This is a genomic window from Haloplanus litoreus, assembly GCF_045690335.1.
Classification (GTDB): Archaea; Halobacteriota; Halobacteria; order Halobacteriales; family Haloferacaceae; genus Haloplanus; species Haloplanus litoreus.
Map to the genome: position 1 here is coordinate 2,103,419 of NZ_CP147874.1, position 16,464 is coordinate 2,119,882.

A 16,464-nucleotide genomic window follows, 5' to 3' on the forward strand; every position below is an offset into this window, starting at 1 on the left:
CGATACCGACCCCCGACCGAACGGTGAGGAATGACGACGGTCAGAGATGGAGCAAGGACGATCTACGGGTCCGATAACTCGCGCCATCGAGGTCAACAACGTGTATTGAGGGCCGTTACGGAACGAGACACGTGGATTCTTCAGTCACCATCTATTAGCCCCACGACTCAGGTATGGAATTCACCTTCGGCGGCCCATCGGGGGCACCCCAGATCGCACTTGCGCTGGTCGTCGGGCTTGGGACGATGGTATGGTGCAGACAGTTATTCGGCTCACTCCGCAGCATTAGACGCCACAGAAAGGGTCGATACAACGGTCGTCGCTACCTCACTCGAACGAGTCAAGCAACGACGGGGAACCGACGGCTACCGTCCCCGGGCGACCTTCAACCACACTTACGAAGGAGAGGCCGATACGTCTTCAAACGTGTATCCCGGAGGCGTTACGCACGAGTTCGAGACCAAAGAAGACGCCAGAGCGAAATTAGAGGGGTATGAACCGGGAGCCACTGTAACGGCTTACGTCCCGACGGATTCGCCCGGAAATGCGTTCCTCAAGCACCGGAGCAGTAACAAACCGTTCTACATCATCGGGCTCGGTGCTCTCCTCGCCCTTGGTACGAGCGTCTCCATCTTTCGGAACTAGATCTCTGCTCTCGCATCTGCTATCGGATCCGTCTACTCCTGCTCGCGGTAGTGGTGAGCGAACATCTCCGCAAGGCTGTTTTTCCTGTAGTCATCGGCGGAGATGATGTTGGGCGGGTCTAGTTCTCGCCGGCGTGTTCTTCGTACGGCTGCACGACGACGTAGCCGGTGTCGCCCTCGAAGTTCATCTGGAACCGTTCGCCGGACTCCTGCCCGATCATGTCGGACAGGTTCTTGTTGACCTGAACGTTCGGTGAGGGTCCACTCCAGGCAACCGTCGCACTCGGATCGGTCGAGACCGGTGGTTCGAGGACGATGGGATCGGCGTGTGTCGTGATGGCGACGTACCCTGGTCCCTCGAGGTAGACGTTCGTGAACCCGCCAGCGAACGCCCCGGCAAGCGTGTCCATCGAAGAGATCTCGTACGAGACGCCCGGCTCGAACGCGAGAATATCCTCGCCATTGACAGTGATCGAATCCTCGACACCGAGTTCGAGGAGCTGGACTTTTTTCTCGCTGTCAGCGAGGTAGACGTGTCCCTGTCCTTCGATGTTCATGATTGGCGTCCCCTCTCCAGTCGCGGCTTGCTTGATGAACCCGGTAATTCCGCCCTCGGCGGACGCTTTCCCGGTGAACGATAGATCACCCGTGAACGCGATCATCGATCCAGCTTTCGCAAGAACTGATCCGTCGACGGCGACGGTCAGCGTGTAGCTATTCTCGAGTTGGAACGGTGCGTCGGTCCCCGTCGTGACGTGCTCGGTGGCGAATTGCTCGATATCCATAGTTGCGAAGCCATTTTAACAGCTTCATCGACGATCACGGAGGACACGGTGTTAATTTGGGTTACTGTGTTTCCGAGTCGGAAGCGGCGAGCAACAATATACGTCTCCCCGCACCAACGGTTGCGTATGCGCGGGTCTCAAAATATTCTCCGTCGGTGGGGCACTCACCGACAATCGGACCACATGAATACCGTCTGGACAGTTACAGGAGCGTAAAACACCGATGACAGACGAGAATCGCATGGCCATCGCGTTCGACGACTTTCCGGATCCAGTCATCGCCTACGCCGTCGAAGGTGGGGAGCCTCGTATCACCGCTCTAAACGACGCCTTCGAGTCCGTTTTCGACGGGTTCTCGTCGGGGATGCCCGTTGCAACCCTCTTCGAGCAGTTTAGCGTTGTCAACCCGACTGGTACTGAGGAGCCAGTAACCCACCTCAGTCGTGGCGACAGCGTCGGCATCTATCTCGACGGTGTCGGTGTGGGGGGACCATTCTTCGCTCGAATACTCTCTTCTGGTCCCGACACCGGCTACGTCGTTTTTTCAGATTTGAATGACTGTCTCGACGTCGTAGAGGCTCCCGCCGTCGATCAGGTGAGCAGTGTGATCAGTCACGATCTCCGGAACCCACTGGACGTCGCCAAGGCACACCTCAGGGCAGCGCGGGAGACTGGCGATGCAGAGCACTTCGACACCGTAGCCAACGCACACGACCGGATGGAACAGATCATCCGGGACGTCCTCACCATCACGCGAGATCGCACCGCTGTGGAGCCGTCGGACGACGTCTCGATCGAAACTGCTGCGAGTGATGCATGGGAATCCGTCGATACCGAACGTGCCACTCTCGAGGTAGCGGACACACTTCCGTCTGTCACTGCCGACGCTGACCGTCTTCGGAGGGTGTTCGAGAATTTATTTCGGAACAGCGTGGAACATGGTTCCACGGGCAGCCGGCCGCAGGCCGGCGACAGCGTCGAACACGGTTCCACGGGCAGCCGGCCGCAGGCCGGCGACAGCGTCGAACACGGTTCGGACGCCGAAGATCAAGCAGTGAAACGAGATCAGGAGTCCCATTCTGAACTGGGGGTGAATATCACAGTTGGTACGTTGGAGGACGGCTTCTACGTCGCTGATGACGGCCCAGGTATCCCTCCGGAAGAGCAACAGCGGGTTTTCGACCCAGGATACTCGACCCGGGACGACGGGACAGGTCTCGGACTTGCAATAGTCGATCGGGTTGTCGCTGCACACGGTTGGGAGTTGACGCTCACAACCGCCACGAATGGTGGTGCTCAGTTCGAAATCCGATTCTGACACCGACGGCGGCCTCTGTCACCAAACCAATAGACCATTATCGAACGAACACAGTGGTGGTAGCTATGGATGATCGGCTTCAGCACGCGCCTGTCGGCGTCCTCGACGTCTTCCCGGATGGGACTGTGACCGATCTCAACGAGGTTGCCCAGTCACTGATGGATTCTACAGATGGTGCAGTTGGCGCTCCGCTTACCGAGGTCTTTCCTCGTTCCGTCGAGGATTCGTTGTTGCTCGCGTTCGAAGGCGATTCGATCACTGAAACGTCGTTCGAGGAGTACTATCCCGGCTTGGAACGGTGGCTCGACGTCTCGGTCGTAGCTACAGACGAGGGCGTCACGGTCTATCTCCGAGACGTGACGGAACGAAGACGATACGAACGGTCGATCGAGCAACTGCGGATAGAGCGCAAGCGCACGGCAGTCATCGAGAACGTATTTTCGGAAATCCTCGCGGAGCTCGTCGGTGCGACTTCTCGTGAGGAGATCGCTGAAACGATCAGTCGGAGTCTCGGTGGTACCGACATCTACGAATTCGCGTGGATCGGCGAGCGCGAAATCGGGAGCGACGATCTCGTGATCCACGCTGTCGGAGGCGAACCCGGCGAGACATTTGCGGCTGTACGAGACGCACTCGATACTGATACGGCGACGACCTTGGAGGAGCGTGCGCTCGAGAGTGGTCGTCTACAGTCTGCGCAACCATTGGCGGATACTGCTCACGTTCCAGCGCCAGTTCGGACAGCTGGATTCGCGGACGGCGTTCAATCTGCCTTGGCGATTCCCTTCGTGTATGGTTCGAATGTACACGGTGTGGTCGGCGTCTATGCGGCCGGAACTGAGGCGTTCTCCGATCGCGAGCAGACGAGTTTCGAGACATTAGGTGAGGTAGCTGGCTTTGCGGTCACCGCTGCCAGGAATCGGAATCTACTGCTCTCTGACACCGTCGCAGAACTCACCTTCGACGTCGGAGATAGTTCGGTCTTATCGCGGCTTAGTCGGTCGCTCGATTCGGCGTTGGTACTCGAGGGACTCGTCCCCCACGGAGATGATGCGTTACTCTGTTTCGTGTCGGTCGAGGATACCGATGTCCGGGCAGTCGAAGACGCTGCCGCTGAAATCGATGGTATCGACGATACCAGAGTTATCCGCGAGTCCGTGTCGGGTGGGACCGTCGGACTCACGGTGCAGGGTTCTTCACCGTTACTCGCTGTATCGTCTCTCGGTGGGACTGTTCGACGGGCGAACTTCGAGAGTGGTTCCGGACAACTCGTCGTAGAGCTTCCGCCAGATGGAGACGTCCGGCGTATTGCAGATACCGTCAGTCGTGAGTATAATCTTGAGTTCGTCGCAAAAGAAGAACGCGAGCGAGCGGTGACCACCGCTCGTGAATTCCGCGAGGCGTTGACTGACGCTTTGACGGAGCGACAACAGACTGTGATTCGGACCGCGTACTTCGCGGATTACTTCGAATCTCCCCGTGGAAGCACAGCGGAAGAAGTCGCCGCCTCGCTCGACATTACCGGATCGACGCTCCTTCACCACCTGCGAGCAGGACAGCGAAAGCTGCTCGAAGCGTATCTCGATGAGCACACGCAGTCATCCGGGACGCGGTGAACGGTAGCTGCTTCTCTTCCGATCGAAAGACTGTGAGTGGACCGATTCCTGCTTCAGGGGGAGAAACACGGGCTGGAACGAGATGTTTCCGAGGACGCAAGGGCGAGTATGCACCTCCCCGAACTAGGTGTCGTCGCAGTTTTCGCAGTCGTTCTTCTCCCGTTCTGGGCGCTGCTGTCAACGATACCACGTCTCCGTGAGTTGGTTCGCTGGCCCACCAACGTGGGGGTCATCGCGGTGCAGTCCCTCTTGTATCGTGTTATTATGCTCCTCACTGCAGGGACTGGGACAGTCACGGGGAGCGACGCAGTTGGCATCGTTGGTGGCGTCCTCGCCGTCACTCTCCTTCTCCCAAGCGTCACCGCGTTGCCGCACTCCGAATCCTTCCCACGCGCGGCTATTCGACCGGTGACGGACTGAGCGACCATCTCGCTCTCGGAATCGGAGTCATTTGGTGTGCGGTCGTTACCTCCGTTGGAGTCGTTCTCATCGGACTTGGGATTCTGGTTGTGAATCTGCCGATGTGACATATCCGTGACATCGGTGCCGCTTCAAAGAGAGTGTACTGCGTTACAGTCGGTCGTTACTATGGAACGACACCGATTCGGATAATCGGTAGCGCTGCGTTTCTGCGAGGGGACGTCAGATGTCTTCGCGCTCAATCTGGTCGAACTGGTCAAGAATGTTGTCGTCAGTCAACAACCGTCGGGTTCGCCGTTCGAGAAGTTCCGCTTGCTCTGCGAGCACCGCGTATCCCTCGTGTTCACGGCGCCTCTCCGAACTCAGTTCCGCTTCGAGAACCGTGCGCTTGGCTTCGACACTGAAGTATTTCCCGAGCGTTTCGTAGGCGAGAATCCGTTGTTGCTGGTCGATCACAGCGCGCACATCCTCTCGGTCAACGGGCTTACACAGATAATCATCGAACGGCATCTCCAAGACTTCGACTCCCGGATCGACCGCAGTCACCATAACGACGCGTCCATAGAAGCCGCGTTCGTCGAGTTCCGCGAGTACGTCGTCTCCAGAGATACCCGGCATATGCCGATCTAAGAGGACGATATCGACCGGCGAATTCTCGACGATCGAGAGGGCTTCTTCACCGCCATAGGCTGTCTCGACCTCGCAGTATCCCCGCAATCGCAATGCATACGCGTCTGCTACTTCTCGCTCGTCGTCGACGACGAGCACGCGCACGCCCACCGTGCTATCGATTCCGGACATCGTTTGCGGTTGCTCGGATGGGAGTCGAAGCTGAATCCACATAACTAATGGCCTTTCCGGGACGTGTCATCTGCACTCCTAGGGTTCCGGGCATCGTGTGGTCTGCATACCTAGCATCACCATCCAGTAGGAACGGGGTTCTCTCCAGTAGTATGGCCGCGCACTCATCCACGAGATCGAAGCACCCCCTCGATCAGACGGAGAACAAGAGCCTCTCGGCAACCGAATTGTTCGACCTTCTCGGAGACGAGTACACTCGGCGCGTATACGAGACTATCACGGACCAGCCACGAAGCGGACGCGCCGTCGCCGAGGCAGCGGACGTCTCACGGGCGACGGCGTATCGCCGACTCAACGAACTTCGGAACGCAGGTCTCGTCCGCGCCGAGATGATGATCTGTGACGATGGGCATCATAAAGAACGATTCGAGGCCGTCGCCACATCGCTCTCCGTCTCTCTCGACGACGGCATCGAGACGAGGGTCGACGTTGCCGACTGATTCCATCACCGACAGGCCGAAACCTACTATCGGTCAGCAGTCCCGGTATGTGGTCTCTTGGCCCCGCTGAAACCCTTCCTTTCGGACATTCGGAAGGGATGCTTTCCCGACCATTCCCGATCAAAGCGGATGAACCGAGTCGCCGTACAAAACTGCAAGACACGACAGGGGAACAACGGAGACTGCTTGATCCGACCCTAGAACGCGTAGGGAGACAGGCGTTATTCGCTCCGTTTACTTCTCGGCTAGTATAGCCGAACAGTACTGAAGAGTATCCGTCGGCATTCCGTGTTGACATTCGGGGCTACGGGTGGCGGGTTCGCGCTATTGTTCAGTCCGTCTGCGCCCCTCCGGAGTGTGCTTTCCGGACCGGGGGTCCCTTGCCGTCCGGTTCCGTATGGCTGTTCGTCGTCGGAGGTTTCCTCGGTGGGACGCTTCTCGTGTGGCTTCTGTGGGTGCGTCTCGAGGGAAAACGGTCGCCGATCCGTGGCACCGTGGTTGGAGCGCTTGTCGGTTTACTCGCGCCCCCTGTCCCGTCATCTATGCTTGGACTTGCTCTCGTCGCGACTGGCGAACTCCCGACATACGGTGGTGCGATCAGTATCGGTGCTCTTGGTGGTTCTCTCCTCGTCCACGATTGCGGCGTTCCTGCGAAAATCAGCAACGGCCGAGTATTTCAACGGAGCCGATCTCTTTAGTCGGCGGTGGCGGCAGTTCGGAACTGTCGATACCTGTCCAGACGGAGGTGATCGAGGGCTTGATTTCTGGCGGCGAAACGAAGGGTTTGCTCCGATTGGTGTCGAGACCGACTGCTCTCCCGTCCGCTCCGTTCCCCGCCGGGCAACCGATCTCTCCTCTTACCCGCACTCGTCCTTCGCTGATCGCGTATCGACTCTCCGGTCTCAGAGAACGGCCCGACCTCGACGTCCGCATGTGAGTTGGACGAACGAACTACCATCGCGTTAAATCGACACAAAATTCAGAGACTAGTCTGAGTACCGAATAATGGTCCCCGTAGCTATGCTGAGTTCGCTGGCTCTCAACGCTCTAGCATCCGTGCTTCTGGGGTGGACGACCTGGACAGCCTACAAGTCTCGGGAGCAGCCCAGCGCGATCCCGTTCGTCGTGCTTCTCTCGACCCTGACGCTCTGGGCAGTCTTCTCGCTTGGATCGGAGTTTCCCGGCGTGTCGACTGTGAGTCTACTCTCGACGATTTTCGATCTGGCCCAACTCGGCACTGCCCTGGCCATTCCCGGCGTCTGGAGTGTTTACGCACTCAGCTATACCGGCCGTGGAACCGGGCTGACGTGGCAACGAATCGTTCTGCTAACTGGGATCGTGTTTCCCGTAGTCATCAGCGGCATCGTGATCGCGGTTGGCCCCTCTGAAACCGCGGTCGAGCGGGCGATCGCTCCGTTGATCGGCTGGGAGATCCTGTACCTCTTCGCACTGTTTCTGTACGCGACGTATCTGCTGGTCGATCTCGGCGGAAGTCACGCTCGCGTCTCGAACACACAGGTGATCGTTCTCACAACTGGTGTCGCCGCTCCGTATCTCGTGAGTCTGGTTGGTAACAATACCTCCTTCGTCGGCAGTACGACGATTGGACTGCTCTTATCGGGCGGACTGCTGACCGTTGCCGTGCGGCGGTATCCGGTGATGACTGGCTTCCCGAAAGCCGATTACATCGCTCGAACACGCGTGGTCGAAACCTTACGGGAGGCACTCGTCGTCCTCGACTGGGACGACCACATACTCGACGTCAACGAGGCGACAGCAGACCTGTTCGACGGTTCCGGGGAGGCGATGATCGGTGAACCGATCCGCTCGGTGATCGACGGCCTCGAAGGGATCGAACTCCCTACGGGAGCGACGGGAACGGTCGCGTTGCGGACATCGAAAGGCCGCCGACAGTTCCAGTTCAGCGTCTCCACGGTCGACGAAGCCGCGACAGACGACGAGGATAATCCCGTCGCTAGAACCGTGCTCTTCCGGGACATTACCGATCGGCAAACCAGAGAACAACGACTCACGGTTCTCAACCGCATTCTCCGGCACAACGTGCGGAACGACTTGGATGTCGTACTCGCATACGCCGACCTAGTTGACGACGACGAAATACGAACCGGGATTCGAGAGAGTACATCCGATCTCCTCGAACTGAGCAAAAAAGTCAGAGATGCGGAGGAGATCATGACCGAGAGCACCGAACCACCGGAACCAGTCGATCTAACCGACGTGGCGAGCACGGTCGTCGGTCAGTTCCGCGCCGACAACGAGTCGGCCGACATCTCGTTCGTCTGCCCCGACGAGGTACTGATCTCTTCTCACCGGATTGTGGTTCGAGAGGTACTCTCCGAACTGGTCGAAAATTCACTCGCACATACGACCAAGAACGCGCCACACGTCGAAGTTCGTGTTCGAGAAATATCCGATGGAACTGTCGAAATTTCCGTCGCGGACGATGGCCCCGGGCTTCCCGAGCGGGAACAGCATATCCTCGCTGCCGGGACCGAGACGCAACTCAAACATGGCCAGGGAATCGGACTCTGGTTCGTCAACTGGGCGGTCACCCAGTTAGGGGGCGACCTGCAGTTTCAGGAGAACGATCCCGAAGGCAGTATCGTCACGGTTCGCCTCTACGATGGCGTACGCTAACTGGCTGTGATGCAGAGTCGAAGAGCACACGCTCCCCGGAAGGGGACCGCTCTATCTCAGCATCTCGCCTACGGAGAGTGTCCGTGTTGTACGAACCGGTGCTCTTCGGACGAGCAACACTGTAACGGAGTTTTTAGTAGCGGAGCCAGATGCTCCGATATGGTTCGAATTGGTCCCCTCCATTTGACCGAGACGTGGAAGTATGCGCTCATCGGCGGGCTACTCGCACTCCCATTCACCGCGCTCGAAGCGTGGCGATCCTCGAAGAATGTAGGACTCGGAGTGATCCTCGTCGGGAGTGTGGTCGCCGGCTACCTGATCAAGCGACGCGGTGGGAACAGCACCGCGACCGGACTGCGAGCGGCACTAATTGGCGGACTCCCGGCTATCTGGCCGCTAAGCGAACTGATTTGGGCAGTCCCGACCATCCCGAATCCGCTGTGGTTCCAGGCGGTCGGCGTCGTGATGATACTCGGAGTCGGAGGATTTATTTTGGCAGTAGTGGCCGTCTTCGGCGCGCTCGCAGGCCGCTTCGGGGGCTGGCTGGCCGAACGGCGCGGTCACGGTGGTGTCGCCGACGCAGGCGGGTGTGCCTAGCGGGTGGATTTCGAATGCGAAAAGCCAGGGACCGTTCCCCACTACTGATGCCATCCCCTATGCGTGAGTACTACTCCACCGTCCCGAAATACCATGTCTAGTTCGTGGTGGTACGGCATCCTCTTGTTCCCCGTCGTCGCCGTGACGGCTTTCCTCGCACGCTCCGGTTCCCGGACGTTCATCACCGTATCTTCGTCCAGCGGTGACCCGAACGTTGCTGCTGGCATCGCGTCGTTCGCCCTCACCGTGGCCTCGTTTTGGGGGGGTATCCTCGTGGCGCTCGTCGTTCTCGGATGCCTGTTCGCGGACATCCGGTCACTCGGTGACGGCGGGGAGTGGTCGCCGAGTCTCGCGTGGAGTCTCGCCGGCCTCGTGCACCTCGGTGCTGCCGTCTTCTCGCCGCTGTTGGTCGTGTCGATTCCTACACTGACGTACTACCTGTATCGACGCCATACCCGCCTCGGAAGCCCCTGACTCACGCGTCGGAACCCTGACCGAGCCACCCCGAACGGGGACGGTAGTTGACGGATGCTGTCGGGCTCTTGTGGTCATTCGATCCGTGTCCGCAAGTAATGGAGGCGCTATCTGCGTCGTGTCGGCAGTGTCCCGACTGCTCTCCACGCACGCTGATCGACCACGGATCGCGCCAGCGAGCGCAGCATCGAGACGGTCTACACGGCGCTCGCCGTCGAAGTCGCCTGCTCTCGGAATCGGTTCTGAAGTCGTCTTCGGCTCACGCATCGACACCGAACCCACCACTCGATGCGGTGTCCCAGAACTCTTGGGGATACTCGAACGCACGATCGTTCTCCGATCGGGAGGAGTCGGTCCCGTCAGAGGGTGACCGAAGTCACCCGAGGGAGTTCGTCGAGGGCGCTGGTTCGCCACGCAGTTGGACGAACGAATCGGCGAGGATTCCGTACATCAGGATCACGAGTACCGAATTGATGACGAGCGAGGCGAGCTGGCCCACCGATGGCGAGACGAAGGCGAACACCGATCCCACCGCGCCGCCGAGACCACCGAGGACGCCGAACAGGACGACCAGTGCGAGCAACCGCCAGCGGTTCCCGCTCGCCAGCTCCCAGCTTCGCCGGAGCGCGTCGATGGGGCCGCTGTCCTCGACCGCGACGGCGAACAGCGCGAACTGGAGGCTCACCGTGAGAAACAGACCGGGGACAAACAGGAGCGCGAACCCCAGCGGGATCACCACAGCGAGGACGACACTGACGACGACCGCGGACAGGAATGCAGGACCGAGGCGTCGGGTGAACAGCCCACCGGGCAGCGACGAGAGAGCAGGGAGATCACGCGTCAACAGCCGGGCAGTCACGAGGAACACGCCGATGCCGAGCAACAGCGCTCCGAGACCCAGCGCGGCTGCTACTTCAGTCGACAGGGGGAGTGTGAAGCCGATCGTGCCGACATCGTCGGGCTGAACACTCGGCGGGAGCCGGTTCACGACGACGGTGTTGAACGATCCGACGAAGACGACTTGATAGCAGATCGTCAGCACGAGAGCGGCGATACCACTGACCGAAAACGCACGTCGAGCACCGCGCCCGAGTGCTTGGCCTAATCGGAGTGCCATACGACGGTCTTCGAACACACGATGTGTGAAAACCACACCAGAGTTTCTCGCTCAGAAGATCGTCGGACCGCTGGAGTCGGGGGACCGATATCCGTCGATATGTCCAGATTCGGGATGACCACCAACCTCACCCGAGCGTCCCGTGGTGGGAGTGGTGTATTAACATGGACGCGACGTTCCGGAGCGAAACTACGGCAACAGCTCGGGATACGGAAACGCACGCGAGACGTGCCCCCGAAATTTATCTCATGGAACGGAATAGTCACACACATGCCCTCCAAGTATCGACGCGGTCTGGACATCACGACCGAGAGTTTGGGCGTATTCCGGCGACATCCGAAGCTCGCGATCCTACCGCTGCTGAGCTTGCTCGCGGTTGGGGGCGCGTTCGCGCTTCTTGCCGCAGTTGCGTTCCGACACGGAATCGTCGACTCGGTACTCACGAACGACCGCTACAAGTACGGCGCGCTCTTCTGTGCGTTCGCGATCTCCTCCAGCGTGGCGACGTTCTTCAACGCGGCCGTCGTTCACTGTGCGTCCCGCGTGTTCGACGACGAGGAGACGTCCATTCGGGACGGCCTCGCCGCAGCCTGGCGTGTCCGCCGGCGGATTGCCGTCTGGGCGGTCGTCGCCGCGACGCTCGGAACCGTGTTCTACATTCTCGACGAGAAGTTTGGCGCGTTCGGAAGCCTGGCCAGACTCGTGTTCGATCTGACGTGGGCGCTTCTGACGTACTTCATCGTGCCCGTCATCGTCCTCGACCACGCGGACGGTATTCGCCGACAGCTCCGACACAGCGGGTCGCTCTTCAGGGATACGTGGGGCGAGAGCGTCTCGGCGTCGCTCGGCGTTAGTTTCGTCTTCTTCGTCGTTGCCCTTCCCGGCCTCGTGCTCTTGGGTGCGGGATACTTCGTGCTACACGGGAGTCTCGCGCTAGGTGCGCTCGTCGGCGGCGGGCTGATCGTCGTCGCTGCCATCGTCGGCTCACAGACCGTCACGGCAATCGTTCGAACGGCACTCTATCGGTACGCGACTGAGGGCGACCGTGTCGGACCGTTCGCCGCCCGCGATCCGGATACCGTCTTTCCCGAGAACTGACGATGTCCTCGTGTTCGCTGCTGCGTGTTGCGTCCGTAGGAGTCACTCCCCAAGTTGCTACCAAGGAAACAGTGAGGTACGTTGAACTGTGTCGACAACCATCGACGAGTATGCCCATCTCCGATACCGAGTGGGACGACGGTGCCCGAGCGGACAGCGCGTCGGTAACGGGAACGACTCCTGTCGGCGAGTACGAGGGCGAAAAGGAGTTGATCGTCGCGTTCCTCTCGGAAAACGTCGACAACGCGTACACGAAGACGGAGATCGTCCGAGGCGTCGACTTCGGCAACGACGCCCGCCCCGAGACGATCCGCGAAGTGCTGACCGAGATTCAGGACGAACTGGTCGACGTCGCCGGCGACGTCGTCGCAAGTGGAATGCTGGTCGACGACGTCGACGAGGCACTCGACGAACTCGTCGCCGAAGGTATGGTCGCGGAGAAGGAAGTCGAGACGGCCGACGGAACGGCGACGTACTACCGACTCAACACCAGCGAAGCCCGGGAATGACCCCCCCGAGCCAGTCTACCGCCCGAGCGGACGCCGAATCCGGACGGCTCGAATTCCGGCGTCCAATCTCACGGAGAACGACCCTCCAATCTCTCGGTGTGCTTTTCACCGGCGTTGGCGCTGGGTGTATCGGCGGGTCCGGGGCATCCTCCGACCGGATCCGTTGGCGAAAGAGCATTCGCGGGCAACCCCTCCTCGACGGTGGGACGCTCTACGCCATGGGTCGACTGACGCTCCACGCGCTGTCGCCGACCGACGGGAGTACACAGTGGGTGACTGAGTACAGCGAGGACGATTTCGACCAACGGCTCTGTCTTCGCAGCGACATCGCCGTCGATGGCCGGCGAATCTACGTTCCTGGGTGCGACGGGCTCCGTGCCCTCCGTCGATCGGACGGCGAGGAGGTGTGGTTCGTCGGGTCACCGATCAGACGGGGCGTCGGCGTCGGCGACGGGCGGGTGTACGCGAACGCCGAGGATCTTCTCGCTATCGATGCTAGCAGCGGTGATGTCGTCTGGCGCGCGGATACCGGTGGCGACCGCCTCACGACGCCGGCGGCGACGGCGGACGGGGTTGTCTTCGCCAATCGCGCCGACGGAGTTGTCACCGCGTTCGACGTCGAGGGCGAGCGACGGTGGACACACCGTACCGACACCGAGACGCGAAGCCCGACGATCGCAGGTGATACCGTCTACGTGGCCACGTCGACCGAGCCAGGGAAGACAGGAAGGCTGCTCGCGTTGAACCGTGCGGACGGCGCCGTTCGATGGGCGGTCGACACGCCGTCGCCGAAACGCGGGACGCGTCCGGTCGTCGACGGCGACGCGGTGTATCTCGGCTGTAGCGGGCGGGACCACGGAACGCTCGTCGCACTCGACCGATCGGACGGCACCGAACGGTGGTCGTTCACGGACGAGAACAGCACCGTGTACGAACCTGCCGTGACTGCCGACATGGTGTACGCCGGGTCGAACGACAACCACGTCTACGCGTTCTCGCGGACCGGTGAGCTCCAGTGGCAGATCGAGACGAACAGCGTCGTCGGGACGGTCGTCGCGGGGGAGGAGTTCCTCTACGCGGCGAACAACGAACGGCTCTTCGCCATCGAACGGTCGTAATCGCCTCCGGCGTGGCGTACGCTCGTTCCCGGCTGGAGTGATTATTGGCGCTGACCGTGGTGACGGTTTTCTTGTCGACCATCGCTACTGCCGTCTCCGGAAGTCAACGCCTGAACGATCGGTCGTGCGGGTGTGGTAGCCACTCGATAGCCGTTCGTGAACTGGCGGAGTGGATCTAGCCCCGACAGATGGTGGCCGCACAACTGCGCCACCGGTGAAATTAAGACTCTCGTACGTTACCGTCGAATATGATCGGAGTCGGCGACGCGCCGCATCGGATTCCGGTATGAGTCTCGAGTCCTCTCTTCCCGAGTCCGTTCGCTCGCGCTACGCACTGAAACTGCTCGGCGTCTCGCTCCTCATCGTCCTCCTGATTACGGCGCTTACCACGGTGACCGTGTTCCAGGTCTCCGACCGCGTTCGTGACAACCAGCTCCGGTCGGTGGAGACGAACGCCGAACTCGAAGCGCGTGCGCTCGGCCAGTGGATCGACGGCAAACAGCAGGTGGTGCGGACGCTCTCGAACCACGAGGGGCTGACGCCGGTCACCGATAACCGAACGCAAGCCACCCTTACGACCGAACTCGGTGCACTCTCCCCGGAGACGGCATCGCTCTCGGTCGTCGAACGGAGCCCCGACACTCGCTCCAACGGGACGACCGAGCCGATCGTCGCCAGCACCGACACTCAGTTCGTCGGCCAGCCGCTGTCGGTAACTGATATCAATTGGAAGCCGACGGTCGGGTTCAACTTCGACAACACTGACGACGTGATCCTCTCGCTGGTGTATACGGATGGCAACGAAACCTTCGTCGCGCTGGCGTCTCCGATGCCGGACGGGGAGCACGTTCTCGTCGCCGAGTACCAGACGAGCGTTCGGGCCGAACGCTTCACCAGTACGACCAACGGGACTGACACGCTCGTCCTCGGGGGATTCACCGCCTACGTCCTGTTCGACGAGAACGAGTCCAACGGCATCACCCCCTACGAGGGGGACCGGGAGAACTCGACTATCGGGCGAACGATCCTCCAGTCCGATCCGACCACCGACATCCACGGGGCCGTACTCACCGAGACAGAAGTGAAAGGCTACTACAGTGTTCCCGGTGAGAAGGTCGATTGGGTCGTCGTCAAGGAAGTTCCGCGATCGAAGGCCCTCGCAGTGACTGATCGGGTGCAGCGTGACCTCTGGCTGGTGGTCGGTATCGTGATGGTCGGCTTTCTGCTTATCGGGACCGTCATCCATCTGGGTCCAATTCGGTCGATCAAACGGCTAGCGAGGCAAGCCAACGCGATTGCCGAGGGTGATCTCAGCGTCGACATCGACCACGGCAACCGTATCGACGAGGTCGGAGAGGTTCGGTCGGCGTTCGCCAACACCAAAGCCTACATCGAGACGATTTCAGAGCAGGCCGAGGCGCTCTCCCGCCAAGCGTTCGACGAAGACGTCTTAGAAGCCGACGTCCCGGGTCGTGTCGGAGAGTCGGTAGCGACGATGCATCACGACCTGCAGCAGTTCCTCACCCGGCTCGAAGTCCTGAATCGCATCCTCCGCCACAATCTCCGAAACCAACTCGACGTCATCAACAGCCACGCCGAGACGCTCGACGACACCGAGCATCGCGAGGCGATCCTCGCTGCAACCGGGACGTTGGCTTCCCTAGGTACTCGTGCTCGACATATCGACCACATCCTGTCCACGGATCCCCAGCCGACGACGATCGATCTCGCCGATCGGATCGAGTCGATACTGAATGATATCGAGGCCGATGGCGTCACTGTCGGTACCTCGATTTCCGACGATGCGACGGTGGTTACCGACGCCGAAATCCTCACCACCGTCCTCCGGAGTCCGCTGGAAAACGCCGTCGAGTACGCAGACGCTAGCGTTAGTGTCTCGGTCGAGCCGACGGACTCGGGCTGTATTCTCGAAATCAGCGACGACGGTCCGGGGATTCCCGCATCCGAACTGGAGCCGTTGACGACCGAACAGGAGACCCCGTTACAGCACAGTCGAGGACTCGGTCTCTGGGAACTGAAGTGGGGGGTCGACAAACTCGACGGCGATCTCTCGTTTATGATCGATAACGGCACGACGGTAGTGATCCTGCTGCCGGATCTCGATTCGACGTAACTGCGAGGACGCGTGATTTACGCCGACGTAGTAGACCAAGCCCGCGACAGCCGCGAGGACCAGAAGCGTGACGTCGAATTCGTAGCCGAGATTGAACGCGATGACGCCACCGTGGATGACGGTCATGAACGCCGTGAACACCACGACGAACCAGTCGTACACGGGGCGAAACGAGGCGATGTTCTCTCGGAGTGGGTCGATACGCGGAACGAGTGCGAAGACGACGAGCAGAACCGCAGTCATCGCAGGGAGAAATGCGAGTGCCGCGGGCTTCGACATCGTGCCGTCGGGCTGTCCCGCCGCGTTCCAGTGGGTCGCCATTCGCGCCGGCAATTCTGACGCTGTACGGATACTCATCACCCCAGAGACGACGACGAAGGCCGCAACGGTGAGAAACCGATAGCGCGAATGCATCGTACTCGAGAGACCATGATACCTGATGAACTGGACGGTTCAGGTACCGGTCCGTGAGGCTGTACTCCGAATCGTCGATCCGTTTATACACGAACGGCTCGCCACTCACGTAGCGGACTCACTAAGTCCGTGACAGTTCGTCGAACTGTATGGCGGACTGGTCCCCAGCGTCGATTCCACGCAACTGGCGCACTGCCATAGCGATGTTCTACATATATCTGCTCGCGTAGTCGATACTCATCGTGGGGCAGCTGTTGCTCG

15 protein-coding genes and 1 pseudogene are annotated in these 16,464 nt (G+C 60.2%); 12 read left to right on the forward strand and 4 right to left on the reverse strand.

Features of this window, described 5'->3' with window-relative positions:
* The first annotated feature begins 30 nt into the window (after window positions 1-30).
* Complete coding sequence (locus V8686_RS11295) at window positions 31-645, forward strand: DUF3592 domain-containing protein (protein ID WP_379704200.1); 615 nt, start codon at window positions 31-33, stop codon at window positions 643-645.
* Window positions 646-763: 118 nt separating this feature from the next.
* On the opposite strand, the gene V8686_RS11300 is transcribed toward V8686_RS11295, so the two are convergent.
* Window positions 764-1,429 carry an AIM24 family protein gene (locus V8686_RS11300; RefSeq protein WP_379704202.1) on the reverse strand — a complete coding sequence of 222 codons (666 nt, stop codon included), beginning with the start codon at window positions 1,427-1,429 and terminating at the stop codon, window positions 764-766.
* A gap of 223 nt (window positions 1,430-1,652) precedes the next feature.
* Here V8686_RS11300 and V8686_RS11305 point away from each other — a divergent pair, with 223 nt between their 5' ends.
* The 3 genes from V8686_RS11305 to V8686_RS11315 all read left to right on the forward strand — a co-directional run bounded on the left by V8686_RS11305 (window position 1,653) and on the right by V8686_RS11315 (window position 4,783).
* Window positions 1,653-2,747 (forward strand): sensor histidine kinase, encoded by a 1,095-nt coding sequence (locus V8686_RS11305; RefSeq protein WP_379704204.1) that lies wholly within the window; start codon window positions 1,653-1,655, stop codon window positions 2,745-2,747.
* Between the two features lie 65 nt (window positions 2,748-2,812).
* Window positions 2,813-4,363, forward strand: a complete 1,551-nt coding sequence (locus V8686_RS11310) for a bacterio-opsin activator domain-containing protein (protein WP_379704206.1) — start codon at window positions 2,813-2,815, stop codon at window positions 4,361-4,363.
* 108 nt (window positions 4,364-4,471) lie between these two features.
* The gene (locus V8686_RS11315) at window positions 4,472-4,783 is read left to right on the forward strand and encodes a hypothetical protein (protein WP_379704208.1); all 312 of its coding nucleotides are present in this window, start codon (window positions 4,472-4,474) and stop codon (window positions 4,781-4,783) included.
* Between the two features lie 222 nt (window positions 4,784-5,005).
* Here the strand turns inward: V8686_RS11315 and V8686_RS11320 are convergent, their stop codons facing one another.
* On the reverse strand, window positions 5,006-5,584 hold the full coding sequence (locus V8686_RS11320) for a response regulator (protein WP_379704210.1): 579 nt from the start codon (window positions 5,582-5,584) through the stop codon (window positions 5,006-5,008).
* 152 nt (window positions 5,585-5,736) lie between these two features.
* Between V8686_RS11320 and V8686_RS11325 the strand changes: the two genes are divergently transcribed.
* From V8686_RS11325 to V8686_RS11340, 4 genes are all read left to right on the forward strand, one after another.
* A complete protein-coding gene (locus V8686_RS11325; protein WP_379704212.1) occupies window positions 5,737-6,084 on the forward strand; it encodes a helix-turn-helix domain-containing protein in 348 nt (115 codons plus the stop codon).
* A gap of 1,005 nt (window positions 6,085-7,089) precedes the next feature.
* On the forward strand, window positions 7,090-8,742 hold the full coding sequence (locus V8686_RS11330; RefSeq protein ID WP_379704214.1) for an ATP-binding protein: 1,653 nt from the start codon (window positions 7,090-7,092) through the stop codon (window positions 8,740-8,742).
* Between the two features lie 159 nt (window positions 8,743-8,901).
* Complete coding sequence (locus tag V8686_RS11335; RefSeq protein ID WP_379704215.1) at window positions 8,902-9,339, forward strand: DUF5518 domain-containing protein; 438 nt, start codon at window positions 8,902-8,904, stop codon at window positions 9,337-9,339.
* 93 nt (window positions 9,340-9,432) lie between these two features.
* The gene (locus tag V8686_RS11340) at window positions 9,433-9,813 is read left to right on the forward strand and encodes a hypothetical protein (RefSeq protein WP_379704217.1); all 381 of its coding nucleotides are present in this window, start codon (window positions 9,433-9,435) and stop codon (window positions 9,811-9,813) included.
* A gap of 376 nt (window positions 9,814-10,189) precedes the next feature.
* On the opposite strand, the gene V8686_RS11345 is transcribed toward V8686_RS11340, so the two are convergent.
* The gene (locus V8686_RS11345) at window positions 10,190-10,930 is read right to left on the reverse strand and encodes a hypothetical protein (protein WP_379704219.1); all 741 of its coding nucleotides are present in this window, start codon (window positions 10,928-10,930) and stop codon (window positions 10,190-10,192) included.
* Window positions 10,931-11,200: 270 nt separating this feature from the next.
* On the opposite strand from V8686_RS11345, the gene V8686_RS11350 reads away from it, so the two are divergent.
* The 4 genes from V8686_RS11350 to V8686_RS11365 all read left to right on the forward strand — a co-directional run bounded on the left by V8686_RS11350 (window position 11,201) and on the right by V8686_RS11365 (window position 15,789).
* Complete coding sequence (locus V8686_RS11350) at window positions 11,201-12,028, forward strand: DUF6159 family protein (protein ID WP_379704221.1); 828 nt, start codon at window positions 11,201-11,203, stop codon at window positions 12,026-12,028.
* A 110-nt stretch (window positions 12,029-12,138) separates the two neighbouring features.
* Window positions 12,139-12,537, forward strand: coding sequence for a hypothetical protein (locus V8686_RS11355; RefSeq protein WP_379704223.1), 399 nt, complete (start codon window positions 12,139-12,141; stop codon window positions 12,535-12,537).
* Entirely contained in the window at window positions 12,534-13,655 is a 1,122-nt protein-coding gene (locus tag V8686_RS11360; RefSeq protein ID WP_379704224.1) for an outer membrane protein assembly factor BamB family protein, read from the forward strand. The genes V8686_RS11355 and V8686_RS11360 overlap by 4 nt, the downstream gene beginning before the upstream one ends.
* A 286-nt stretch (window positions 13,656-13,941) precedes the next feature.
* Window positions 13,942-15,789 carry a sensor histidine kinase gene (locus V8686_RS11365; protein ID WP_379704226.1) on the forward strand — a complete coding sequence of 616 codons (1,848 nt, stop codon included), beginning with the start codon at window positions 13,942-13,944 and terminating at the stop codon, window positions 15,787-15,789.
* A gap of 297 nt (window positions 15,790-16,086) precedes the next feature.
* Here the strand turns inward: V8686_RS11365 and V8686_RS11370 are convergent.
* Window positions 16,087-16,203: pseudogene (locus V8686_RS11370) on the reverse strand (SdpI family protein); the annotation flags it as partial.
* Window positions 16,204-16,464 lie beyond the last annotated feature (261 nt).